The sequence below is a fragment of the Azospirillum sp. TSO35-2 genome (genome assembly GCF_003116095.1).
GTDB lineage: Bacteria > Pseudomonadota > Alphaproteobacteria > Azospirillales > Azospirillaceae > Azospirillum.
Map to the genome: position 1 here is coordinate 1 of NZ_LGRA01000007.1, position 24,204 is coordinate 24,204.

The window sequence follows — 24,204 nt, forward strand, 5'->3', positions numbered from 1 at the left end:
GAAGGAGAGATAGTGCTGCACCGCGCTGCTGGTGTTCAGGCCCGCCCGCAGCAGGTCGGTGTTCGCCGCCAGATAGCTCGACGAGTCGAAGCTCGTCGAGCGCTGTTCGGCACGACCGGCCGCAACATAATGGTTTTCGGCAGTGTTCAGGGTCACACCAGCCCGAATGAGATCAGGGTTGGCCGCCAAATAGCTTGCGGGGTCAAATCCGGCGATAGGCATTCTTCCACCCCCAAAAAAGTCTTGCCGCAGGCCATTCAGGCAAAGCGGCTTATCCCGATATCCTTTTTAGATAATCTTTCAGCATCAACGCCTATTCTGTCGCACCTCATCCTTTGAAGAGACAGCAACCCACTATTTTACTTACAACAATTTCGGTAATGCACACTCTTGTACCCAAAATATTCCGCCATCGACGGTTGCCATCTCATGATTCCGATCGTCTTCCGGAAAGAGCTTCCACGATGGTTTGCACGTTTTTCGCGACTCGGGAGCGCTTCGGCAGAGCGCCTGTCAGGCCCCGCCTGCGTCGATCGGGCCATCAAAAAAGCCCTTGATGGATGAATGACCATCAAGGGCTGCGGACAGGCGGGTGGAAGGGTCGGGCGTTCGCGGCGCGGCCGCTCAGTTGCGGCCGTAGACGTCCTCCAGCCGGACGATGTCGTCCTCGCCCAGATAGGAGCCGGACTGCACCTCGATGATGGTCAGCGGCACCTTGCCGGGGTTCTCCAGCCGGTGGACCGTGCCGATCGGGATGTAGATCGACTGGTTCTCGTAGACCATCACCTGCTCCTCGCCGCGGGTGACCAGCGCGGTGCCGTTGACCACCACCCAATGCTCGGCGCGGTGATGGTGCTTCTGCAAGGACAGCCGCGAGCCCGGCGCGATGGTCAGGCTCTTCACCTGGAAGCGGTCGCCGGTGTGCAGCGACTGGTAGGAGCCCCAGGGGCGGTGGACCCGACGATGGCTGACGGACTCGCTGCGCCCCTCGGCCTTCAGCCGGTCGACGATGCGCTTGACGTCCTGGGCTTGAGAGCGGTCGGCGACCAGCACGGCGTCGTCCACCACCACGACCACGGCGTTCTCCACCCCGACCACGGCGGTCAGGTGGTTGTCGCTGCGGACGTAGCAGTCGCGGGCACCCTCCAGCAGCACGTCGCCGACGACGACGTTGCCCTCGCCGTCCTTGCTCCCGACGTCCCACAGCGCCGACCAGGCGCCGACGTCGGTCCAGCCGATCTCGCACGGCACGACGGCGGCGCGGTCGGTCCGCTCCATCACCGCGTAGTCGATCGAGATGCTGGGCGCCTTGGCGAAGGCCTCGGCGTCGAGGCGGAAGAAGTCGAGGTCCTTCGATCCCTGCTCCAGCGCCTCGCGGCAGGCGGCCAGCACCGCCGGGGCGTGGCGCTCCAGCTCGGCCAGCAGGCGGCCGGCCGGGAACAGGAACATGCCGCTGTTCCAGGCGTAGGTCCCCTCGGCGAGGTAGCGCTCGGCGACCTCCAGCGACGGCTTCTCGACGAAGGCGGCGACGTTGAAGGCACCGTCGGCCTCGTCCAGCGCGTGGCCGCGGCGGATGTAGCCGTAGCCGGTCTCCGGCCGGGTCGGGGTGATGCCGAAGGTGACCAGCCGGCCGGCCGCGGCGGCGCGGGCGGCGATGGCGACGGCGTCGTGGAAGGCGGCGGCGTCGCGGATCTCGTGGTCGGCCGGCAGCACCAGCAGCAGCGCGTCCGGATCGTCGGCGGCGACCGCCAAGGCGGCGAGCGCGCAGGCCGCCGCGGTGTTGCGCCCGGCCGGCTCCAGGATGATGCCGCGCGGCTCGCAGCGCGACTGGCGCAGCTGCTCGGCGGCGAGGAAGCGGTGCTCCTGGTTGCAGATCACCAGCGGCGGGGCGAAGGCCACCGCGATACCGGCCGCAGCCCCTTCGGCGCGGACACGCAGGGCGGTGTCCTGCAGCATCGTGCGGTCGGAACAGAGCGGCAGGAACTGCTTGGGATACAGCTCGCGCGACAAAGGCCACAAACGGGACCCCGTGCCGCCGGACAGCAGCACCGGGACGATCTTTTGTGCGGAATTGCCGTTCATACTGCCGCCATATGTTGTGTGACTGTCGAAAAGTCCCCCGGACCATGGCCCCATCACTGACGGAACCATCCGGCCGGGTGGCTTGGCGCTTCGTTATAGACCCCGGTCTTCGCGCTTCACAAGCACCCCTCCGAGACCTACGCGACATTCCGACGAGGGGTTACCGCTTTTAGTGAGCATCAGGAAAGTCAGGGGGAGTAGGGGAAACTTGATTCGAACAAATCATGAACATTATGTAGGATTTTCGCATGGTTCAGCGGAGCTACAAATACCGGCTTTATCCGAGTAAGGCCCAGAGCGTGGTTCTGACAGAGATGCTGGGCGCCTTCTGCGATCTCTACAACGCGGCTCTCCAGCAGCGCATCGAAGCCTACCGGCGTCAGCACAAGACGCTGCGCTATTTCGACCAATCAAGCGAACTGAAGGCAGTCCGCGCCATCGACGAGCGCCTCGCCGGCTTCAGCTATTCCGCCGCACAACAGGTGCTCCGCCGTCTGGACAAGGCGTTCACCGCCTTCTTCCGCCGCCTCAAGACCAAGGCCAAGGCCGGCTTTCCGCGCTTCCAGGCAAAGCACCGCTTCGACAGCGCCGAGTTCCGGGTCGGCGATGGTCTGACGATCCGCAAGAGCAAGCGCCTCGGCATCACCGGCATCCCTGGTGAGATCAAGGTGAAGTGGCACCGCGCCCTTCCAGCCGGTGCGACGGTGGGGGCCGCCGTCCTCTCCCGTTCGGCCGGCTCATGGTTCGTTTGCTTCCAGATTGCCTTGCCTGATCAGGAGAAACCGCTGCGCGATGGTGCCGCGGTCGGCATCGACGTCGGCTTGTCCAGCCTGATTGCCACCTCGGACGGTGAGAGCATAGCAACGCCGCATTGGACGAAACACGCGGCCAAAAAGCAGCGTCGTTTGCAACGTGCCCTTGCCCGCTGCAAGCGGGGCAGCCGGCGTCGACTTAAGGCCAGGCAACGGCTTGCCCGCCACAGTGCCCACACCGCCAACCAGCGGCGTGACTTTCTCCATCAGCTGTCCCGCTCTCTGGTGGAGCGCTATGCCTTCATTGCCCTAGAAGACCTGAACGTCGACCGTCTGACCCGCTCGAGGCTGGCCAAGGCCGTTCACAACGCCGCGTGGGGCCAACTTCGGCACTTCATCGAATACAAAGCCGCAAATGCTGGTGTTCGGGTGGAAGCCGTCGATCCGCGCGGAACCTCTCAGACCTGTCCGGAGTGCGGGGCCGTTGCCACCAAAACGCTTTCCGACCGCACGCACCACTGTGAGTGCGGATGCCTGCTGGATCGGGACGTTGCGGCAGCAAAGGTCATCCTGCAGCGGGCACAGGGAATGGGGCCGGGGACCGGCCTTCGGTCGCCAAGCCAGCGGGTTACCGCCTAGCTTGACCGAGAAGCTGTCGCCATTCAGGCGATAGAGTGTTCACCCGACCGGAGCGCCTCATTCCAGGACAAGGGGGCGAGACAAGACTCCAAACACATCCCCCTCCAGCGACCGGCGGCCGGGATTGAGGCCAGGGTCAAGGTTGGAGTCTTGTCGCGCCCCCACCCCGGCCCTGCGGCACGGCGGCCCCGGACGACCCAAAGCCGCGGCCAAGGCGCGACAGAACTCCAAATCCACCCCCAAAACCGGCCGGACGGAGGGACCGGCGCGCCGCCGGGAGCGGATCGCCGCGGCCGCGACTCGGAAAATGGCGAATCGGAAGCGATTCGGCCCCGAATCGATGGCGAATCGAAATGTCCTTCTTGGAGTCTTGTCGCGATGGCTCGGAAATCCACAGGCCAAGCGGACTATCCGCTGGAGTCTTGTCGCGGGAATTCTGGAGTTTTGTCGCGCGACTCGCGATTCTCTACTGGAGTCTTGTCGCGCAAACTATTAACTGAATCAAATAACCGTACAAATAGTTTGAGCGACAAGACTCCAAATTGCTGGCACTATCCGGCCGTGATATACGGTTCACCGCAAAGTCGTGGCCAAGGTCAGCTCGCTATGGGACAGATACACACCCTGATCACCCAGCTTGGACGCGACCAGGCGAAGGCGCTCCAAACCGATCCGGACCGGCGTTCGCTAGTCGACGTGGCGGCTGCCGTCCTGGAAGAGGAGCGGCAAGAGCTTGGCATCACCTATTCGGGTTTTGCCCTGACCGCACTTCCACATCGTCGTCTTCCCGATGACCAGCCGTGGGAGCGTCGCGGACACAAGATCCGCTTGCTGATCGAACCCGGTCGACTGCCGATCCGCAACGGTGGCTTTAAGCTCTACGGCGTTCCGTACGGCAGCCGCGCGCGCATGATCCTGCTGTACCTCCAGACCCGCGCCATCCAGACCGACAGCCGCGAGGTCGAGCTGGGCCGCAGCATGCACGAATGGCTGGACCGCATGGGCTTGTCGGTGGGCGGCCAGACCTACCGCGACATCCGCGAGCAGGCCTCGCGCATCGCCGCCTGCAACCTGACCTTCGCCTGGGAGGACGCCCACAGCATCGGCTTCGAAAAGGGCTCGATCGTCAAGGGCGGCATCCATTTCTCGGCCAACGCCGGGGCGGAGCCGGGCCAGGGGTCGCTGTGGGAGGACCGCGTCCTGCTGTCGGAGGCCTTCTTCCGCGAGCTGAAGGCCCACCCGGTGCCGATCTGGGAACCGGCGCTGCGCCACATCCAGAACAACAGCACCAGCATCGACATCTACATCTGGCTGGCCTACCGGCTGCACAGCCTGAACCGCTCGACCCCGATCACCTGGCCGGCGGTGTTCGAACAGTTCGGCGCCGGCTACAGCCGCCTGCGCGATTTCCGCAAGCGCTTCATCGAGGCGCTGCAACTGGCGCTCGCCGTCTACCCCGACGCGCGGGTCGACGTGGAAGAGCAGGGGCTGATGCTGCACCCCTCGCCGCCGCCGATCCCGGAGCGCAAGTTCGCCCAGCTCTGCCGCTGAGGCGAAACGGCCGCGCTTGTTCCGGCGCAGGCCGCATAGGCGCTGACTTAGGTGTGTCGCATCGTTTCCAGACCGGGCAACCCCGTCTTTCAGCGTCATCCCCGCACAGGCGGGGATTCGGGAAACTCCGCGGATAAGCCGTTGATCTGGCTGGATCCCGGCCTGCGCGGGGATGACGGTCGACGACAGGAATCGTCGGCTTCGAAAGACTGAACACTTCAAAGTCAGCGCCTATGCACCCTCGCGGGAATGACGGTTTGCGCGGATGAAACGCCGGTTTTGCCTTGACCGGAACCCCTGGGATCGGCACCGGCGCGCATGCGTTGGAATGAGCGTTCCCGGGGGATTCCGGCCCGGGCCGCAGGGCGCCACCCCCCTGCGACAAGACTCCAAACTCAGCCGCTCAGGGATTGGCGTGCAGCGCCTGCGCCAAGGGGCCGAAAAGGCGGCGCAACGCCGCGTCCAGGGCCGCGTCGTCCAGGCTCCCGGTCACCGTCAGCGCCTGGGGCGGCATCATGAAGAAAGGCGGCGCGCCGGCGTCGGCCCCGGCGCGGTGCAGGGTCGCCGCCACCGCCAGCAGACGCCGGCCGTCCTCCGCGCGCAGCGTGGCGTGCAGCAGCACCAGCAGGGCGGCCGGGTCGGCGATGCGGTCGTCGTTGGGAGCGAAGGGCACGACCGCCGGCCCGGAGGTCACCAAGCCGGACAGCGCGGCGACGGCGCGGCGGCACAGCGCCTCCTCACTCAACACGGCGATTGGGGAAGGATCAACCGCGGTTGCGTCCGGAGCAGGGCTTTCCGCCCGATCCAGCGCGCAGAGCAAGCCGATATGCCTGACATGCTGAAAGAAAGGAACAGGGGACATTGCTTGAGCTTGCGACATCAGCAGAATCGCCGCCACAGCCAACGCTGCAATGCTCCTGACATGGCAACGATGTCGCACCGGTCAATCAGCCTTTTGCTGTTCAAAAACGTCATGAGAGTTGTACCAGTGTGTGAATGTGCTGATAAACTGCGCTTCAATATCCTGACAAACCGCTTTCCCAACTTCGCTGAGAGCATCATAGTTCGGCTTATTGACGCTAAAAATCTTTTCCCTCAGTATAAGTGACGTATAAATATCTGTATTGAACCCAATTTTTTTCATGTTATTGAGAGATACGCGCCCAAAAATTTCCATATGGAGGTTGGGGTTATTATTCATTACATCGTTTGTTTTTGAATTGATATGCGCACGACAGGATGTGAGTCTCTTCTTGATTATGCAGCCGTAGCCTTCAAGAATATTTTTGCTCATATACTCGTAGTCTTCTCCAACCTCAAGACTTTCGTCGAAGAACTGCTTTTCTCCACCTACTGAAGTTGACCTTACCATTATTGTGCTAAAATGGAATGGGCATCCCAAAGTCGCTGAAAACTTGAGCATACGATCGGTATTGTGGAAGCAATCAGTACTTCCAATCAGGCTGCCTTTATCGTCTATTATATCAAAATATGAACCACAGATTGTTGTTCGACAATCATTTCGAAACAGACTCTCCTGTTCCTCAAGGCGTTTCTCGCACATGAGGTCATCTGAATCAAGAAAGGCAATCAGATTCCCTTGAGCCATCGAAATTCCAGCGTTACGAGCGGCGGATATTCCCATATTCTTCGAAAGACGAATAAGTTTTATCTTGTCACTATTAATAGACTGGATGGCATCAACAGATTTGTCTGTTGAGCCGTCATCAACGACAATAATTTCAAATCCTGTCATGCTCTGCCGAAGAACACTTTCGACAGAATCTCTGATGTAATTCTCTCTGTTATAGCATGGAATAACAACTGAAACTGGAAGCATATCTGGCACCCTATTCGGAATATTATGATGGGCAATCATGAAAACAGCTGGAACATTCCCTGAGAAGCCATCATACGATCTAGCCGCGACAGCGGCCAAAACACAAGCAACCAAGCCGGTATCATACCGCACCCCCCTGCGCCGGCGCGACCGGATCTGGACCTGGACCCGCCGCATCGTCTGGCAGGAAGCCGCCGACCTGCCGCCGCCACAGCCGGGCGTAAGGGCCGTCGCGGCGCAGCAGGGTGGCGTGGTCGCCGTCCTCCAGGATGCGACCCTGCTCCATATAGAGGATGCGGTCCATGCCGGTGATGGTGGACAGCCGGTGGGCGATGGCGATCACCGTGCGGCCTTCGAACAGGCTGAGCAGGGCGTCCTGGATCAGGTGCTCGGTCTCGGAATCGAGCGAGGAGGTCGCCTCGTCCAGCACCAGGATCGGCGCGTCCTTCAGGAAGGCGCGGGCGATGGCGACCCGCTGGCGCTCGCCGCCCGACAGCTGGATGCCGCGCTCGCCGACCACGGTGTCGTAGCCGCCGGCCCGCCGCTCGATGAAGCCGTCGCAATGGGCCCGCGCCGCCGCGGCGCGGATCGCCGCGTCGTCGGCGCCGTCGGTGCCGTACGCGATGTTGTCGCGGATGGAGCGGTGGAACAGGCTGGGCGATTGCGGCACCTCGGCCACCGCGCGGTTCAGCGATTCCAGGCTGACCGCGGCGATGTCCTGGCCGTCGATCAGGATGCGGCCGCCCTGCAGCGGGAACTGCCGGCGCAGCAGCCGGACCAGCGTGCTCTTGCCCGCCCCCGACGGTCCGACCAGCGCCACCCGCTCGCCAGGCGCGATGGCCAGCGACAGCCCGTCGAACACGGCGCCGCTGCCGGGATGGGCGAAGCGCAGCTCCTCGAAACGGATCGCGCCGGCGGTGACCGCCAGGGCGGGGCGGCCGGGCGGATCCGGGATCTCGTGCGGGCGGACGATCAGCTCCAGCGCGCCCGACAGGATGCCGAGTTGCTCGAAGAAGCCCAGCATGCGGGTCGACAGCCCCCAGACGTTGGTGCCGACGATGCTGGCCAGCGAGAAGACCAGGGCGAAGTCGCCGACGCTCATCCGGCCGGCCATCGCCTCCGACACGGCAAGGCCGATCAGGGTGATCTGGAAGACCAGCAGGGCGTTGAACAGCCAGAACCACATCTTGGTCAGGAACCAGCGCAGCTCCTTGGAGCGGGCGACCTCGCCCATCAGCGCGTCGGACAGGCCGGCCTGCTCCTGCCGGCGGCGGGCGAAGGCGCGCACCAGCTCGGCGTTGGCGATGACGTCGACCATCCGGCCGGTGGTCGACGACACCTCCTCGGAAAAGGCGTGCGACAGCGTCAGGCAGCGCCGGGCCAGCAGCGCCGACAGGCCGAGATGGGCGGCGGTCCAGCCGACCAGCAGCAGGGCGAACAGCGTCTGCGCCGAGGCCAGCAGGGACAGCCCGATGGCCAGGATGACGACGATGCGGATGATGTCGTTGGTCAGGATCTCCAGGATCTGGATGGCGCTCTGCCCGGCCTGCTTGACCTTCTGGCCGAGGTTGCCGGCAAAATTGTCCTGGAAGTAGCGCGGCGCGTGGTCGATCAGGTGCGCGAACAGCCGGACCTGGATGGCGTGGCGCAGCGCCGGCGAGGTGTGCAGGTCGACCAGCTCGCGCAGCCGGTTGAACAGCGCCGAGGCGATCCACAGCCCGCCGAGCAGCAGGAACCAGCGCATCACCTCGGCGGTCCAGCCGCCCGCGGCGCCCGCCGCCGGGATGCCGGCGAGCGCGTCGACCAGCCCGCGCATCGCCAGCGGCTCCAGCCCCATCAGCCCGATCCCGCCGGCGGCGGCGAGGTTCAGCAGGATGGCGCGCCCGAGGAACCGTTCGCGTACGAACAGCCACAGGAAGCGCCAGGGCGAGGCGGGCAGGGGAGAGGAGCGGTCCATCAGACGGTCCCGGCAAGTGGACCCCCCTTATAGAGGGAGCGGCCGGCCCGCGGAACGGACATCCAGGGGTTTGGCCAGGGGTTTGGCCGGGGGACTTGGCTGGGGGGCTTGGCCGCACCTCTTCCTTTCGGGGAGCGCCGCGCTTAACCATCGACAGCGGCGCGCCAAGACCGCAGGCTGTCGGCCCCTCTCTCCCTCTGTCGGGCAAAGCCTGTCCATGCGGATCCTGTTCGTCCACCAGAACACCCCCGGCCAGTACAAGCACCTCGTCCGCCATTTCGCGGCGGATCCGGCCCATCAGGTCGCCTTCATCGGCAAGACGCGGCGCGAGATGCCGGGGGTGCGCACCGCGCTCTACCAGCCGTCGCGCGAGCCGGGCAACGCCACCCACCCCTACATCCGCATGTTCGAGGGCCAGGTCCTGCACGGGCAGGGCGCGGTGCGCGCCGGGCTGGCGCTGCAGAAGGGCGGCTTCACCCCCGACGTGATCTGCGCCCATCCCGGCTGGGGCGAGGCGCTGTTCCTGAAGGACCTGTTCCCCGACGCCCGGCTGCTGCTCTATTGCGAGTTCTTCTACCGCGCCGACGGCTCCGACGTCGGGTTCGAGCCGGGAAAGCCGGTGACGCTGGAAACGCGCTGCCGCATCCGCGCCAAGAACGCGACCCTGCTGGCCGGGCTCGACGCGATGAACTGGGGCGTCAGCCCGACCGAATGGCAGCGGCGCCAGCACCCGGCGCTGGTCCGCCCGCGCATCTCGGTGATCCATGACGGGGTCGACACCGCGCTGTGCCGGCCGGATCCGGCGGCGACCGTCACGCTGCCCGACGGCCGCAGCCTGTCGCGCGACGACGAGGTGGTGACCTACGTCGCCCGCAACCTGGAGCCCTACCGCGGCTTTCCGACTTTCATGCGGGCGGCGGCCGAGCTGCTGCGCCGCCGGCCCGCCCTGCACATCCTGGTGGTCGGCGGCGACGAGGTCAGCTACGGCGCCCCGCCGGAGGGCGGCGGCACCTGGCGCGAGCGGATGTGGCGCGAGACCATGCTGGACGAGGCCGGCAGCCCGCGGCCGGAATCGTCCCGCCTCCACATCCTGGGCAAGCTGCCCTACGACCGCTACCTGTCGGTGCTGCGGGTGTCGCGCGCCCACATCTACCTGACCTATCCCTTCGTCCTGTCCTGGTCGATGCTGGAGGCGATGGCCTGCGGCGCGGTGATCGTCGGCTCCGACACGCCGCCGGTCGCCGAGGTGATCGAGGACGGGCGCAACGGCCTGCTGACCGACTTCTTCGACCCGCTGGCGGTCGCCGGCCGGGTGGAGACCGCGCTGGACGACCCCGAGCTGCGCGCCGCCCTGTCCGACGCCGCCCGGCGCACGGTGGTCGAGCGCTTCGACCTCGCCACCCACTGCCTGCCGGCGCAGATCCGCCTGCTGGAAGACCTCCACGCCGGCCGCCTGCCGCCGCTGCCGGAGTGAGGGGAGGGGAGGGGTCAGCCCCGGTGGCGCGCCGCGAGATCCGTCAGGTCGCGGCGCACCGCCTCGAACACCGGGGCCCAGTCCTCGTCGGCGCCCTGGCGGTAGAGCCGCATCGACGGGTACCAGGGGGTGGTCGGGCCGCTGCGGCCATAGACCCAGTAGGGGACGTGCTGCACCAGGTTCCACACCGGCGTCCCCAGCGACCCGGCGAGGTGGGCGACCGAGCTGTCGGTCATGATCACCAGATCGAGCCGCTCCAGCACCGCCGCGGTGTCGGCGAAATCCTCCAGATGCGGGCCGAGCGGGACGATCGGCGCCGCGGGGCCGAGCCTGTCCAGCTCGGCCTCCAGCGGTCCCTTCTGCAGGCTGAAGAGGGTGACGCCCGGCACCTCCAGCAGGGGCAGGAAGCGGTCGAGCCCGACCGCGCGGAACCGGTTGTCGGGGAAAGCCGAGTTGCCCGACCAGACGATGCCGACCTTCCGCGCGCCGCCGGGGCCGGGCACCAGCCGGGCGGCCTTGGCGCGCGCCTCGTCCGGGATGGCCAGGCGGACCGGCGGCGGCACCGTGGCGGCGGTGGTGCCGAAGCGCAGCGGCAGGCTCATCAGCGGGCTGTGGACGTGGTAGATCGGCGTCGGCGCGGCGTTCTCCGCGATGAAGGCGTCGACCCCCTCCATCCCGGCGAAGAGGCGCCGCAGCTCGTCCCGGCATTCGACGATCACCCGCCGGGCGCCGCGCGCCTTCAGCATCGGCAGGTAGCGCGCCATCATCAGCGTGTCGCCGAAGCCCTGCTCGAGGGTGATCATGACGATCTTGCCGTCCAGCGGCCCGCCGTCCCAGCGCGGCCCGCGGTGGATGCGGTAGCGCGCGTAGTCGGGGAGCCAGCAACGCGCCTCGTAATCGGCGAATCCGCGCTCGTAGTCGCCCTCGTGCAGGCGGAGCTGGGCGCGGCCCCAGGGGTGGCTCCGCACCGCGGGCTGCAGGTGGATCAGCCGCTCCAGTGCGATCCGGCAGGCGTCGAAATCGCCGGCCCGGAGCAGGGCGGTGGTCAGGTGGAAGGCCGCGTGGCCGTGCGCCGGGTCGAGCGCCAACGCCCGCCGGATGGCGGCGAGCGCCGGGCGGTGCCGGCCCTGCGCCGACAGCGCCGCCCCCAGCCCGCTCCAGGCATCCCCGCTGGTGGGCTGCACCGCCAGGGCGCGGCGGTGGCCGCGGGCCACCCCGGCATGGTCGCCGGCCCGGGCCAGGGCGACGGCCCGGGCGATCCAGGCCGCCGCGTCGCCGGGGGTGTCGGCCAGCCGCTGCCCGGCCGACACCAGGGTCGGCTCCGGCTCCGGCTGCGGGACCGGGGGGGAGGTCGTCGTCATGTCGGTCGTCGGATCCCACGGCGGTGGACGGGGCGGGCGTCGACTATAGGGGCGCCGGCCGGCACCCGCAAGACGCGGCCCATACCCAAGGATGCGCTCATGAAAAGGGCAACGCGATGGCAACATGCTCTTTCAAGTAGAAAAACCGGCGCGATGGGCGCCGGGCGGGCCGTGGACGGTCCCGTGCGCCGCCCGCCCGCCTTTGCCATCCCCTTGGCCCGCGGCGACACGCGCCTTGCGCCCGCGGACATCCTGAATTAACCCGATGCTCAGAAAGCTTCGGTTACGGTCGGGGCTTGTTGTCGAACCCGATGCGGCCGCCGGCCCGGATGTCTCCGGTCCGACGGCGTCGGCATGGTGCGTGCCTCCAACAGACGGAACCCGGCGGTGACCACAGATTCCAGCGCTCCCAAGGGACGGCACTCCGCCGACGGCTCCGCCCAGGTCCCCGGCCCCGGCCCCGGCACCGGGCTGGAGGCGGGGCTGCGGATGCTGGATGGGCGGTCGGTCCTGGTGACGGGGGGGACCGGGTCCTTCGGCCGCCGCTTCGTCGAGACGGTGATGCGCCACGCCAAGCCGCGCCGGGTCATCATCTTCTCGCGCGACGAGTTCAAGCAGTACGAGATGCAGCAGCGCATGCCGGCGGAATGGGCGCCGACGCTGCGCTACTTCATCGGCGACGTGCGCGACCGCGAGCGGCTGGAGCTGGCGATGCGCGGCGTCGATCTCTGCGTCCACGCCGCGGCGCTGAAGCATGTGCCGGCTGCCGAATACAACCCGATGGAGTGCATCCACACCAACGTCTACGGGGCGGAGAACGTGGTGCGGGCGGCGCTGACGATGGGGGTCCATCGCGTCGTCGCGCTGTCGACCGACAAGGCGGCCAACCCGATCAACCTGTACGGCGCCAGCAAGCTGGCGTCCGACAAGATCTTCATCGCCGCCAACAACCTGTCGGGGGCGCTCGACACCCGCTTCGCGGTGGTGCGCTACGGCAACGTGGTGGGATCGCGCGGCAGCGTCGTGCCGCTGTTCCGCAAGATGATCGCCGAGGGGGCCGACCATCTGCCGGTCACCGACGACCGCATGACCCGCTTCTGGATCACCCTGCAGCACGGCGTCGACTTCGTGCTGTCCTGCTTCGCCATGATGCAGGGCGGCGAGATCTTCGTGCCGAAGATCCCCAGCCTGCGCATCGGCGACCTCGCCCGCGCCATGGCGCCGGGCCTGCCGCACAAGCTGGTCGGCATCCGCCCCGGCGAGAAGCTGCACGAGGTGATGATCACCGAGGACGATTCCCGCCAGACCTACGAGCTGGAGGACCGCTACGTGATCGAGCCGGCCTTCACCTTCTGGCAGCACGCCCCCTACGAGCGGCTGAACGCCCGCCCGGTGGCCGACGGCTTCCGCTACGCCAGCGACAGCAACGACGACTGGCTGGACGGCGAGCGGCTGCGCCGCCTGCTGGCCGAAGCGCCGTGACGGCGGGGCCGGCACGGCCGACGGACACGGCGGAGACGGGCGGGAGCGGGGTTCCCGTCCTGCCCCCCTTCCTGCCCTATGGCCGCCAGTCGGTCGACGAGGCCGACATCGCCGCGGTGGCGGCGGTGCTGCGCGGCGACTGGCTGACGCAGGGGCCCGCGGTCGCCGGCTTCGAGCGGGCGTTGGCCGGACGGGTCGGGGCGGCCGAGGCGGTCGCCTGCGCCAACGGCACCGCGGCGCTGCGGCTGGCCTACACCGCGCTGGGGATCGGCCCCGGCGACGCGGTGGTGGTGCCGTCCAACACCTTCCTCGCCACCGCGTCGGCCGCCCGCCACGCCGGGGCGGAGGTCGCCTTCGCCGACGTCGACCCCGACAGCGGCCTGATGGGGGTGGCCGAGGCCGAGGCCGCCATCGCCCGCGCCCGCCACGCCGGCTGGCGCGTCCGTGCCCTCGCCCCGGTCCATTACGCCGGCCAGACCGCGCCGATGGCCGGGCTCGGCGCGCTCGCCCGGGCGGAGGGGCTGGCGGTGGTCGAGGACGCCAGCCACGCCATCGGCAGCGTCGACCTCGCCGCCGACCTGGCCGCGGATGGGGAAACGCCGGTCGGCGCCTGCCGCCACGGCACGCTGACCGTCTTCTCCTTCCACCCGGTGAAGACCATCGCCGCCGGGGAGGGCGGGGCGGTCACCGGCAACGACCCGGCGCTGATGGCGCGGGTCCGCCGCCTGTGCAACCACGGCATGATGCGCGACCCGGGGCCGGGCGAGGGCTTCGCCGATCCCGAGGCGGCGCTGGACGGGGCGGGGGCGCCCAACCCCTGGTACTACGAGATGGCGGAGCCGGGCTTCAACCACCGGCTTTCCGACATCCACGCCGCCCTGGTGCTGAGCCAGCTCGGCCGGCTCGACCGCTTCGTGGAGCGGCGCCGGGCGCTGATCGGGCGCTACGCCGCGCGGCTGGCGCCGCTGGCCCCGCTGGTGCGCCCGCCGGCCGTCGTCCCCTGGTGCCGGCCGGCCTGGCACCTGTGCGCCGCCCGCATCGACTTCGCCGCCGCCGGCCGGACCCGTGCGGCGGTGATGACCGCCCTGCGCGGGCTGGGCATCGGCACCCAGGTCCACTATATCCCGGTCCATCGCCAGCCCTACTGGCGCCGCCGCTACGGCGACCTCGACCTGCCCGGCGCCCTGGCGCACTACGCGCACACGCTGTCGTTGCCGCTGTTTCCGGCGATGGCCGACGACGACGTCGACCGGGTCGCCGACGCGCTGGAGCGGGTTCTGGCCTGACGGCCGCCGCCGTCAGGCCGTTCAGGGTCCAGACCGTTTCGTCCACGCGATTCCGTTAGCGTTTTGGCGAGGATGGACGGATAACAATCCCGTCGTCGGGATGGCATAGGCTCAAGGTCGCAGGACCGGCCCGGCTGTCCCGATCTCGCCGCCTTTCCCGGTGCTTCGCGTACGGATCCTCGATTTTGCTTCGCAACACCCTCTGGAATCTGCTGGGCGAAGGGTTGCCGATGCTGGCCGCCCTCCTGTCGATTCCATGGCTCATCGCCGCCGTCGGGATGGAGCGCTTCGGCGCGCTCACCCTGATCTGGGCGCTGCTCGGCTATCTGGGCGTGCTCGACCTCGGGCTCGGGCGTTCGCTGGTGCAGGTCGTCGCCGAGCGGATCGGGCACCAGGACGGGCCGGGCGGGGACGCGGGGGATGGGCGGGCGCACGGCACGGCGCATGGCACGGCGGGGATCGCCGGGCCGGCCATCGCCCTGATGGCGGGGATCGGGCTGGTGACCGGCGGGGCGGTGGCGCTCGGCGCCGGGCTGCTGGCCGACCGCTTCCAGCTCGACACCGGCACCTCGCCGGAGGAAATCCGGCTCAGCCTGCTGGTGGCGGCGGCGATCGTGCCGATCGCCCTGCTGTCCGCCGGCCTGCGCGGCGTGCTGGAGGCGCACCAGCGCTTCCGCCCGATCAGTCTGGTGCGGATGACGGTCGGGGTGCTGAACTATCTCAGCCCGCTGTTCGTCCTGCCCTTCAGCCACAGCCTGGTGCCGGTGATCGCCGCCATCGCGGTCGGCCGCTTCGCCGGGCTGGTCGGCTACGGCGTGCTGGCGGTGCGCCTGGTGCCGGACCTGCTGCATCCCGGCCGCTGGGGCCGCCCCAGCTTGCGCGGGCTGTTCACCATGAGCGCCTGGATGATGCTGAACAACCTGGTCGGCCCGGCGATGCTCTACGCCGACCGCTTCATCCTGCTCAGCCTGGTGCCGGCGGCGATGGTCGCCTTCTACACCACCCCGTTCGAGCTGCTGTCGCGGCTGATGGTGATCCCCGGCGCGCTGTCGCTGGCGCTGTTCCCGCTGGCCTCCAGCCTGTTCCGGCGCGATCCCCCGGCCCTGGGCCGCATCCTGGACGCCGGCGGCCACCTGACGCTGGCGGTGTTCCTGGCGATGCAGGCGGCGACCATCGTCGGCGGCGAGACGGCGCTGGAGCTGTGGCTGGGCCCGGCCTTCGCCGCCAACAGCGCCGCGGTCCTGTCGATCCTGATGCTGGGCGTCTTCTTCAACGCCACCGCCTATGTCCCCAACACGCTGATCCAGAGCGTCGGCCGGGTCGACGTGACGGCGCGGCTGCAGCTCGTCGAGCTGCCGGTCTATCTGGGCGTGCTGTGGCTGCTGGCCGAGCGCTACGGCGCGGTCGGCGCCGCCGCCGCCTGGAGCCTGCGCACCGCGGTCGATTGCGGGCTGCTGCTGGTGCTGCTGCCGCGGCTGGCGCCGGGGACCGGGATGGTGGCGCTGACCATCGGCCTGCGCGCCCTGCTGGCCGGGGCGGCCGGGCTGGCCGGGCTGCTGGTCGGCGGGCCGGTCGGGGCGGCGATCAGCCTGACCGGCCTGGTGGCGGTCGGGCTGGGCGTGGCCGGCCGGCTGCTGCGCACCCGCTCGTGGGAGCGGCTGGCGGGCCCCTTGCGCAAGCGCCGGGCCCCGCCGATCGACCGGGCGATCGACGGGCGGGCGATCGACGGGGCTGCGGCCGATCGTCCGTAACATCTTTTCCCGCGTGGCCGGGCTTGTCCGGCAACGCCCGCTCCTGTCGCGCAGGTGGTTCCTTTGCCGCCGGAAATGCGCTATGTGAGCGGAAACTCTGTGCAACGCTGGTTGGAGTTCAAGGCCATGGCCGAGGGTACTGTGGACTATTACGCGATGGTCGAAGAGGCGTGGCAACTCAGCGACACCGCCCGCGACTATGTGAAGAACGCCGGGCGCGACGTCGACAACACCGAGCTGTGGGAGAAGGTGTTCGCGGCCTCGCCGCTGATCGACCTCGACCGCACCCGCGCCGAGGGCGGCCAGCCGCTCCAGAAGATCTTCTTCAAGAACCCCTACGGCCTGCAGTACCGCGCCGACCACAAGGACTGGATCCCGTTCCGCCACGGCGCGCTCGACCCGGCCTATCTCCAGGTGATCTGAGCCCGACGGCACCGGACCGGTGCCGTCGGTGGGCCGCGACGGCGGCCCCGCGGGCTTTCCGCGAAGCCAGGTGACCGCCGGACCCGGCCGTCCCGGACCGGCCTTGGCGCCGCCTTGCGGCGGCCGGAAGGGGGCGTGGCATGGCGCGGCTGGTGGCGGGTCCGGGCTTTGCCCTCGATCTGGATGAGGCCCGGCTGGCGAACGGCTTTGTCGCCGACGCCTTCACCACCCTGCCGGACGCCGCGTCGATCGCCGCCGGGGCCAACAGCCTCACCGTGACCCGCACGGTCGCCGGCCGGTCGCACGGCACCGTCCTGAGCTACAGCGCCGCCGGCAGCGGCACCGCCGCCTCGGTCCGCGTCACCGGGCTGAGCGACCTCGACGGGGCGGGCGCCCTGCGCTACCGGATCGAGGGGCTGGACGTCGCCCTGACCGGCGGGACGCTCGACCGGCTCGGGTCCCGCATCTTCCAGCAGATCGACGGCTTCGTCGGCGCGCAGGCCGACGACAGCGTCTATCTGGGCGTGCCCGGCGGGCGCAGCTTCGACGGCGGCGGCGGCAACGACCGCGCCATCTACGTCGGCGACCCGCGCCGCTACGCCCTGCGGGACGGTTCCTACCGGGCGGAGACGCCGGTGGTGGTCGCGCTCGATGCCGGCGGCGGCCGCTACGCCGTGGTGTCGAGCCGCAGCGCCGACACCCTGACCAACGTCGAGAGCATCACCATCGACGGCCGGACGACCAGCCTGGCGACGGCGGCCTTCGACGCGCGCGGCTATCTGGCGGCGAACCGCGACCTCGCCATCGCCTTCGGCACCGACGTGGTCGCCGCGGCGCGCCATTACGCCTGGAACGGCCGCAACGAGGGGCGGAGCACCGGCGGCTTCGACGCGCTGGGCTATCTGGGCGCCAACCCCGACGTGCTGGCCGCCTTCGGCGTCGACGCCAACGCGGCCCTGCAGCATTACCTGACCTTCGGTGTGCGCGAGGGGCGCCGGACCGGCGGCTTCGATCCCTACGGCTACCTCGCCTCCAACCCGGACGTGCTGGCCGCCTACGGCCCCGACCCGGCGGCGGGGCTGGCCCATTACGCCCGGTTCGGCCTGCGGGAGGGGCGGACGGCGACCGGCTTCGACGCGCTCGGCTACATCGCGGCCAACCGCGACCTGATCGTCGCCTTCGGCACCGACACCGCCGCCGCGCTCCGGCACTATGTCGCGCTGGGGCGGCTGGAGGGCCGGGCGCTGACCTTCGACGCCGCCGCCTATCTGGCGGCCAACGCGGACGTGGCGGCGGCCACCGGCGGGAACGCCGCGGCGGCGGAGGCGCATTACATCCGCTATGGCCTGAGCGAGGGCCGGCCGCTGCGCGCCGCCGCCGCGCTGCCGTCGGCCGGGTTCGCCATGGCGGATGGGGCGTTCGCCGCCCTGCTTCCCCAGGGGGGGCCGGTCGCCGGCACGACCGGCAACGACACGCTGAGCGGCAGCGCCGCCTATGACGCGCTGGGCAACCCGGTGTCCGACGCGGTGGACGGGCTGGGCGGCATCGACAGCTTCGTGCTGACCGCCGCCCTGGCGTCCTATTCGCTGGCCTTCGACGGCAGCGGCAACCTGGTGATCAGCGGCCCCGACGGCATCGACACGCTGACCAGCGTCGAGATGCTCCAGGCGACCGACGGGCTGTACCCGGTCGGCTCGCTGGTCAGCGTCTCCCAGCCGTCGCTCACCGGGCTGACGGTGGCGTCCTCGGCCACCACCGGCGACGATTACCTGGTGGGAACGCTGCGCGGCGAGGGGATCGGCGGCGGGGCCGGCAACGACACCATCGCCGGGCTGGGCGGCAACGACACGCTGTTCGGCAACGCCGGCAACGACGTGGTTCTGGGCGGCGACGGCAACGACCAGCTCGAAGGCGGGGCCGGCAACGACCGGCTGTTCGGCGGTCCGGGGGACGACCAGTTGGCCGGCGACATCATCAACGTCGCCGGCAACGACACCCTGCTGGGCGAGGACGGCAACGACTGGCTCGACGGCGGCGCCGGCACCGACTGGCTGGACGGCGGCAGCGGCAACGACACGCTCTATGGCGGGTTGGGCGGCGACGTGCTGCGCGGCGGCACCGGCGACGACTGGCTGTTCGGCGACGTCTATTCCGACCGCACCCACGAGATCGCCGTCAACGCCAACGACACCACCACCTCCTACGAGGACGTGCTGCTGGGGGGCAGCGGCAACGACACGCTGGTCGGCGGCTACGGCGCCGACCTGATGGACGGCGGCGCCGGCACCGACTATTTCTCGGTCCGCAACCTCAACGAATCCACCCTGGCGGCGCCGGACGTCATCATCAACTTCAACGGCGCCGCGGTGGCCGAGGCGGCGCTCCAGGGGCTCGCCAGCTACGCCACCATCGGTGCGGAGGGCGACCGCATCGACGTGTCGGAGATCGACGCCATCGCCGCCACCTCCGAGACCAACGACGCCTTCACCTTCGTCGGCACCGCCGGCTTCAGCGCCGCCGGCCAGCTCCGCACCCAGACCTCCGGCGCGGTGACGCTGATCGAGGGCGAGGTGAACGGCGACGGGGTGGCCGACTTCCGCATCCAGGTCAACATCGCCAACTACAATTTCTCGATCTTCGACTTCGTCCTATGAACGACCGCAGCCAAGCCTAAGCGGCTCTGATTGGGGTTTCGGGCCTCGCGGCCCAGGTCGGTTCCCGACCAAGTTGCGTCAGCCCGATACGCAGCATCACCAAAGCCGCTGCTTCGTCGCGCCCGATCACCCGGCCGTCGGGCAGGGTGTGCGTGCGTTGCGACAGAGGTTTCTTCAAGATTGCCCCGCTGAGCGGGTCAGTCTGGCTTGGCTTGCACTTTCGCGTGTCGAGAATTATCAACTCGCACCCAGCTTCTTCCGCTTTGTATGCGAGCATCGCAAGGAACGAACTCGGAGCCGTATCAAGGATGGCGCGGTTCAGACCGGCCTTCTGCTTCACATTCTTGCCGGGCGTTTCTTCCGTGCCCTTAGCCGTCGCCGTCATATTCTTGACCGTCAACGCCTCGGTCACGATGACCTTGTGGTCGCGCGCCAGACGTGCCGTGGTCTGATGCAGGAAATCCTTGCGTCGGCTGGCAACCTTGCGGTGTCGCTTCGCCATGTGGCGGCGGGCTTTGGTCGCGTGCCCCGACCGCTTGCCGCGCAAAGCCTTGGACAGTTGGCGTTGCTGCTCCTTGATGGCATTCGTCTCGGCGTTCAGGTGGTGGTCGTTGGCGATGGCCGCGAACGCGTCCGGCCCATAGGCCAGCGTGGCGAACGTCTCGACCCCCCAATCCAGGCCGCATTCCCGGTCGGCCGTGCGCGCGCGGTGCGGCTCGCCTTCGACCACCAGGGACAGGAACCAGCCATCCGTCTTGCGCTGGACGTCGGCGCAGACGATCCGCCCCGGTGTCCGCGCTTCCCCGCGCGCCTCCATGGTCCCGACACCGGACAGGCGCAGGCGGCCATGCCGCCAGTTGTTGCCGGGCTTGAAGGTGAAGCCGTCGCCGTGCGTCTTGAAGCCGAAGCCGGGGAAGCGGTCTTTTCCCTTAAAGCGCGGAAAGCCGGGCGTCTGACCCGCCTGCACGCGCCGGAAGAACGCCGCGAACGCCTTGTCCAAGCGCTTCAGCGTGACCTGCGCGGACTGCGCGTTCAGCGCCAGATACTCAGGACACTCACGGCGGACGACGGTCAGGCTCTTGCACTGGTCCGCGAAGCGGATCGACACCCCAGCCTTGCGGTACGCCTCGATCCGTTCTTCCAACGCCGCGTTGTACAGCGCGCGGTGAAGATCGCAGAGACGCTCCAGCGCCACCGCCTGCCGAGCGGATGGATAGAGCTTGTACCTGACCCGACGATTGGCGAGCGGCATGGAGCCACCATAGCTTGGTTGCATGAGCGAACAAATAGAATTTTCCAAGCCTTATCATTGGGCTTATGCGCTCCACGATCATTTGGTTCTTGTCACCAAGCACCGGCGCCGCGGCCTCACCGCGGCCCGGTGCGAAGGGTGGGGCGGGAAGCTGTTGGGGATGAATGGCGAGCCCGATCCCTTTCTCTTGCTGATCGCACGGCTACCAAACCTCGATCTGCCGAACGTCCTCAACAACCTGAAGACCACCACCTCCAGATTGGTGCGCAAGGAGTTCGCCGACCATCTGGCGAGCGTCTATCGCAAACCTGTATTCTGGTCGCGGTCGTCCTGCATCGTTTCGTGCGGTGGCGTTCCACTGTCGATCATCAAGCCGTACATCGAGCAGCAACAGCGGCCGGAATGACGTTTCCGACAGCCTTCACCCCCAGCCAAACGCTATGCGGTCTGGCTGGAGCACTGACCGCAGTTCATGGATAGCCCGGCATGTTCACTCTCACCACGACGGAGCGGTTCGAGCAGGAGATCAAGAAAAGCCGCTTCCTGGCCCAGGCCGGCCCGGTCGGCAGCGAGGAGGAGGCGCGCCGCTTCATCGCCGGCTGCGGCGATCCGGACGCCGGCCACAATTGCTGGGCGTTCCGGATCGGCACCGTCCACCGTTTCAGCGACGACGGCGAGCCCGGCGGGACGGCCGGGCGGCCGATCCTCCAGGCCATCGAAGGCCAGGAGCTGGACCGGGTGGCGGTGGTGGTCAGCCGCTGGTTCGGCGGCATCCTGCTGGGAACCGGCGGGCTGGTGCGCGCCTATGGCGGCACGGCGTCGGCCTGCCTGCGCGCCGCGGACCGGCAGCCGATCATCACCTTGGCCACCCTGTCCGTCACCTGCGCCTTCGCCGATGAAGCCAGGATCCGGGCGGGGCTCGGCGGCTTTCCCGCCACCCTCGTCGACACCACGGACTTCACGCCGGACGGCGTGACGCTGCGCATCACGCTGCCCTGCGAGCGGCTGGACGACGCCGTCCGTCTGGTCACCGACATCTGCCGTGGGCAGGCCCGGATCCAACCGCTGTGATCCGTCGCCCGTGATCCGCCGCCTTGCGTGGCCGCCCGAAGACGCGATGCCCCCGAGGAACAGCGACGCTTCAGTTTCCATAAGGCGGCTTATGCGTTTTTCATGTCATGACATAATGACTATAAGCGTGGATTTCATGATCTGGATCCTTGTCGCGCCCCGGGACCACCCCTTTTTCGTGTGATCAAAAGGCAAGCTTCCCGCACAGCGGCAATTTCGAACAATCGCGGCCGGGCGCGGCGATGAGCCGAAATCACCGTCTGAAATCACACCATCATCCACGGTCTTCCTTTCAAAGGATCGCCCGTTCTTGCCGGTGATACCCCGACTTATCGGGTTGTGAGCCGCGATATCTTCCTCACATTCGGAGCTATACGGCCGATTGGCCCAACAAATCATCGCATGAGCGTGGCGCGAGCCGCCGCCATCAAGGAGGACCATCTGTGCGCGACGTACTGATTGCGGACGCCGGCCTCGACGATCTCGACCGGCTGCTCGACCATTGCCGGCCGGACGTCCGGGTGGTCCGGGTGACGGGCGACGACGATGGGGAGGAGGCCCTGGCCGAGGCGCTCGCCGGGCGACCCGCCGCCATCCATCTGCTGGCCCATGGCGAGCCGGGGGCGGTCCGCCTCGGCGCCCGTCCCCTCGACGCCGCGGCGCTGTCCCGCCGCGTGGCGGAGGGGCGTTCCTGGCCGCAGGCGCCGGGCACCGACATCCTGATCCACGCCTGCGACACCGGCGCCGACGGCGGCCGTTTCGCCGCGGCGCTCGCCCGGGCGACCGGGGCGCGGGTCGCCGCCGCCAGCCACCCGGTCGGCCATCCGGCGCTGGGCGCCTCGTGGGATCTCGACGTCGCGACCGGTCCGATCGCCGCCTCCTCCCCCTTCGCCGACAGCGGCGCCTGGGTCCATCGGCTGGCCTACAGCGGCACCCCGACCGACGGCGACGACACGCTGGTCGGTGACGACACCGGCAACCGGATCGACGGCGGCGCCGGCAACGACAGCATCACCGGCGGCACCGGCAACGACAGCCTGATCGGCGGGCTGGGCGACGACACGCTGGTCGGCGGCGGCAACAGCGGCGAGTCGGCCGGCGACACCCTGAACGGCGGGCTGGGCGCCGACCATTATGTCGGCGGCAACGGCTTCACCATCGTCACCTACGAGACCGCGACGTCCGGCATCACGCTGGACCTGATCGACGGCGCCAACAACACCGGCGAGGCGGCGGGCGACAGCTTCGTCGACATCCAGCGCTGGGTCGGGACGGAGCATGACGACGTCCTGACCGCAGGCGACAGCGCGGTGTGGTTCTGGGGCCATGGCGGCGCCGACCTGGAGACCGGCGGCGCCGGCAACGACACGCTGGAGGCCGGCGACGGCAACGACACCGTCTTCGGCGGCGGCGGCGCCGACCTGGTCTACGGCCGCGCCGACAACGACGAGCTGCATGGGCAGACCGGCAACGACACGGTGGCCGGCGGCGGCGGTGCCGACCTGATCTTCGGCGACGCCGGCAACGACCTGCTGAAGGGCGACTGGGAACGCGACACCATCCATGGCGGCGACGGCGACGACACCATCCTGGCCGGCATCGTCAGCGCCGGCAGCTATGCCCAGACCCAGGCCGACCAGATCTTCGGCGAGGCCGGCAACGACCGCTACATCGTCGTCAACCAGACCGACGCCGGCACGGTGTCCTTCGACGGCGGCGACGGCACCGACACGCTGGAGGTCCGCTCCGACGACCTCGCCAGCTACAACGGCTACGACCTGGAATATTACACGGACGTCGCCTCCCCCACGATCGACCTGACGGGGATGACGCTGACCAGCGTGGAGCGGCTGGAGCTGACCGGCGGCAAGCCGCACGACGTCACCCTGACCGGCGCCCAGGCGGCCGGCTTCACCGCCATCGCCGGCGGCGCCGCGTCCGACACGCTGCGCATCGCCGGCAGCGCCGACCTGTCGGCGACCGCGCTGTCCGGCGTCGAGGCGATCGAGCTGACCGGCGCCGCCTCCACCCTGACCCTGGCCGCGTCGCAGCTGGCCGGGCTGGCGCTGAGCGGGCACGGCAACGCGCTCGCGGTGACGGCGTCCGGCAGCGGGGCGACCGTCGACCTGTCGCAGGCCACGGGGTTCGGGCGGGTGGACCTGGCCGGCAGCGCCGGGGACGACGACCTGACCGTCGGTGCCGGCGCCACCGTCACCGGCAACGGCGGCAACGACGTCATCCGCATCGCCGCCGGGGCCACCGGCGCCGTCACCATCGCCGACGCCGCGGTCGGCGACCGTCTGGTGATGGAGGGCGCCGACCTCACCGCCCTGCGGGTGGAGACGGCCGTCGGCTCCACCGTCCTGCGGCTCGGCAGCGATCTGGCCGTGACCCTGACGGGGAGCTTCGACGCCAGCCAGTTCCAGCTCGGCAGCGGCGGCAGCGTCACCATCGTTCAGGCCAACCGCGCCCCGGTGGCGGAGGCGGACCGGACGGTGACCGCCCAGGCCGGCACCGCGGTCGCGCTGGGCATCGCCGCCCCGACCGACGCCGACAACGACGCGCTGAGCGTGACGGTGACCGGCCTGCCGGCCGGCGGCGTCATCCGGCTGGCCGACGGCAGCGCGGT

At 68.8% G+C, this 24,204-nt stretch carries 17 protein-coding genes and 1 pseudogene; 11 read left to right on the forward strand and 7 right to left on the reverse strand.

The features are described 5' to 3' along the window. A pseudogene (locus TSO352_RS32805) lies at window positions 1–222 on the reverse strand (hypothetical protein); the annotation flags it as partial. Window positions 223–624: 402 nt separating this feature from the next. Then, a complete protein-coding gene (locus TSO352_RS01420) occupies window positions 625–2,082 on the reverse strand; it encodes a mannose-1-phosphate guanylyltransferase/mannose-6-phosphate isomerase (protein ID WP_109105625.1) in 1,458 nt (485 codons plus the stop codon). Between the two features lie 248 nt (window positions 2,083–2,330). On the opposite strand from TSO352_RS01420, the gene TSO352_RS01425 reads away from it, so the two are divergent. Both TSO352_RS01425 and TSO352_RS01430 read left to right on the forward strand, forming a co-directional pair. Next, the gene (locus TSO352_RS01425; RefSeq protein WP_109105626.1) at window positions 2,331–3,473 is read left to right on the forward strand and encodes an RNA-guided endonuclease TnpB family protein; all 1,143 of its coding nucleotides are present in this window, start codon (window positions 2,331–2,333) and stop codon (window positions 3,471–3,473) included. A gap of 606 nt (window positions 3,474–4,079) precedes the next feature. Continuing rightward, window positions 4,080–5,024 (forward strand): replication protein RepA, encoded by a 945-nt coding sequence (locus tag TSO352_RS01430; protein WP_109105627.1) that lies wholly within the window; start codon window positions 4,080–4,082, stop codon window positions 5,022–5,024. 403 nt (window positions 5,025–5,427) lie between these two features. On the opposite strand, the gene TSO352_RS01435 is transcribed toward TSO352_RS01430, so the two are convergent. The 3 genes from TSO352_RS01435 to TSO352_RS01445 form a co-directional block, all read right to left on the reverse strand. Then, on the reverse strand, window positions 5,428–5,769 hold the full coding sequence (locus tag TSO352_RS01435; protein WP_247871832.1) for a hypothetical protein: 342 nt from the start codon (window positions 5,767–5,769) through the stop codon (window positions 5,428–5,430). Between the two features lie 198 nt (window positions 5,770–5,967). After that, window positions 5,968–6,996 (reverse strand): glycosyltransferase family 2 protein, encoded by a 1,029-nt coding sequence (locus TSO352_RS01440; RefSeq protein ID WP_158284502.1) that lies wholly within the window; start codon window positions 6,994–6,996, stop codon window positions 5,968–5,970. Beyond that, a complete protein-coding gene (locus TSO352_RS01445) occupies window positions 6,986–8,821 on the reverse strand; it encodes an ABC transporter ATP-binding protein (protein ID WP_247871833.1) in 1,836 nt (611 codons plus the stop codon). Before TSO352_RS01445 ends, TSO352_RS01440 begins: the two co-directional genes overlap by 11 nt. 217 nt (window positions 8,822–9,038) lie before the next feature. Between TSO352_RS01445 and TSO352_RS01450 the strand changes: the two genes are divergently transcribed. Then, the gene (locus tag TSO352_RS01450) at window positions 9,039–10,295 is read left to right on the forward strand and encodes a glycosyltransferase family 4 protein (RefSeq protein WP_109105629.1); all 1,257 of its coding nucleotides are present in this window, start codon (window positions 9,039–9,041) and stop codon (window positions 10,293–10,295) included. Window positions 10,296–10,309: 14 nt separating this feature from the next. On the opposite strand, the gene TSO352_RS34195 is transcribed toward TSO352_RS01450, so the two are convergent. After that, on the reverse strand, window positions 10,310–11,656 hold the full coding sequence (locus tag TSO352_RS34195) for a tetratricopeptide repeat protein (protein ID WP_109105630.1): 1,347 nt from the start codon (window positions 11,654–11,656) through the stop codon (window positions 10,310–10,312). A 489-nt stretch (window positions 11,657–12,145) separates the two neighbouring features. Here TSO352_RS34195 and pseB point away from each other — a divergent pair, with 489 nt between their 5' ends. From pseB to TSO352_RS01480, 5 genes are all read left to right on the forward strand, one after another. Next, entirely contained in the window at window positions 12,146–13,138 is a 993-nt protein-coding gene (gene pseB / locus TSO352_RS01460) for a UDP-N-acetylglucosamine 4,6-dehydratase (inverting) (protein ID WP_109105631.1), read from the forward strand. A 59-nt stretch (window positions 13,139–13,197) separates the two neighbouring features. Further along, entirely contained in the window at window positions 13,198–14,424 is a 1,227-nt protein-coding gene (pseC, locus tag TSO352_RS01465) for a UDP-4-amino-4,6-dideoxy-N-acetyl-beta-L-altrosamine transaminase (RefSeq protein WP_109105638.1), read from the forward strand. A 185-nt stretch (window positions 14,425–14,609) separates the two neighbouring features. Beyond that, entirely contained in the window at window positions 14,610–16,175 is a 1,566-nt protein-coding gene (locus tag TSO352_RS01470) for a flippase (protein WP_247871834.1), read from the forward strand. Between the two features lie 126 nt (window positions 16,176–16,301). Then, entirely contained in the window at window positions 16,302–16,598 is a 297-nt protein-coding gene (locus TSO352_RS01475) for a hypothetical protein (protein WP_109105639.1), read from the forward strand. Between the two features lie 140 nt (window positions 16,599–16,738). Continuing rightward, window positions 16,739–19,252 carry a calcium-binding protein gene (locus tag TSO352_RS01480; protein ID WP_109105632.1) on the forward strand — a complete coding sequence of 838 codons (2,514 nt, stop codon included), beginning with the start codon at window positions 16,739–16,741 and terminating at the stop codon, window positions 19,250–19,252. Window positions 19,253–19,268: 16 nt separating this feature from the next. On the opposite strand, the gene TSO352_RS01485 is transcribed toward TSO352_RS01480, so the two are convergent. Further along, a complete protein-coding gene (locus TSO352_RS01485; RefSeq protein WP_158284503.1) occupies window positions 19,269–20,504 on the reverse strand; it encodes an RNA-guided endonuclease TnpB family protein in 1,236 nt (411 codons plus the stop codon). Window positions 20,505–20,526: 22 nt separating this feature from the next. On the opposite strand from TSO352_RS01485, the gene tnpA reads away from it, so the two are divergent. The 3 genes from tnpA to TSO352_RS01500 all read left to right on the forward strand — a co-directional run. Further along, window positions 20,527–20,910, forward strand: a complete 384-nt coding sequence (gene tnpA, locus TSO352_RS01490) for an IS200/IS605 family transposase (protein ID WP_109105634.1) — start codon at window positions 20,527–20,529, stop codon at window positions 20,908–20,910. A gap of 80 nt (window positions 20,911–20,990) precedes the next feature. After that, window positions 20,991–21,575: a YigZ family protein gene (locus TSO352_RS01495; protein ID WP_109105635.1), complete on the forward strand. Its 585-nt coding sequence runs from the start codon at window positions 20,991–20,993 to the stop codon at window positions 21,573–21,575. A 443-nt stretch (window positions 21,576–22,018) separates the two neighbouring features. Then, window positions 22,019–24,204, forward strand: a 2,186-nt coding sequence (locus TSO352_RS01500) for a DUF4347 domain-containing protein (protein ID WP_109105636.1), incomplete at its 3' end; no start/stop codon positions are given.

Bases quoted from the DNA above. Each gene is read 5' to 3' on its own strand.
- TSO352_RS01425 (WP_109105626.1), top strand. From the start codon at position 2,331: ATGGTTCAGCGGAGCTACAAATACCGGCTTTATCCGAGTAAGGCCCAG.
- TSO352_RS01475 (WP_109105639.1), top strand. From the start codon at position 16,302: ATGGCCGAGGGTACTGTGGACTATTACGCGATGGTCGAAGAGGCGTGG.
- TSO352_RS01420 (WP_109105625.1), bottom strand. From the start codon at position 2,082: ATGAACGGCAATTCCGCACAAAAGATCGTCCCGGTGCTGCTGTCCGGC.
- TSO352_RS01485 (WP_158284503.1), bottom strand. From the start codon at position 20,504: ATGCCGCTCGCCAATCGTCGGGTCAGGTACAAGCTCTATCCATCCGCT.
- TSO352_RS01480 (WP_109105632.1), top strand. From the start codon at position 16,739: ATGGCGCGGCTGGTGGCGGGTCCGGGCTTTGCCCTCGATCTGGATGAG.
- tnpA (WP_109105634.1), top strand. From the start codon at position 20,527: ATGAGCGAACAAATAGAATTTTCCAAGCCTTATCATTGGGCTTATGCG.
- TSO352_RS01495 (WP_109105635.1), top strand. From the start codon at position 20,991: ATGTTCACTCTCACCACGACGGAGCGGTTCGAGCAGGAGATCAAGAAA.
- TSO352_RS01450 (WP_109105629.1), top strand. From the start codon at position 9,039: ATGCGGATCCTGTTCGTCCACCAGAACACCCCCGGCCAGTACAAGCAC.
- TSO352_RS34195 (WP_109105630.1), bottom strand. From the start codon at position 11,656: ATGACGACGACCTCCCCCCCGGTCCCGCAGCCGGAGCCGGAGCCGACC.
- pseB (WP_109105631.1), top strand. From the start codon at position 12,146: ATGCTGGATGGGCGGTCGGTCCTGGTGACGGGGGGGACCGGGTCCTTC.
- TSO352_RS01430 (WP_109105627.1), top strand. From the start codon at position 4,080: ATGGGACAGATACACACCCTGATCACCCAGCTTGGACGCGACCAGGCG.
- TSO352_RS01445 (WP_247871833.1), bottom strand. From the start codon at position 8,821: ATGGACCGCTCCTCTCCCCTGCCCGCCTCGCCCTGGCGCTTCCTGTGG.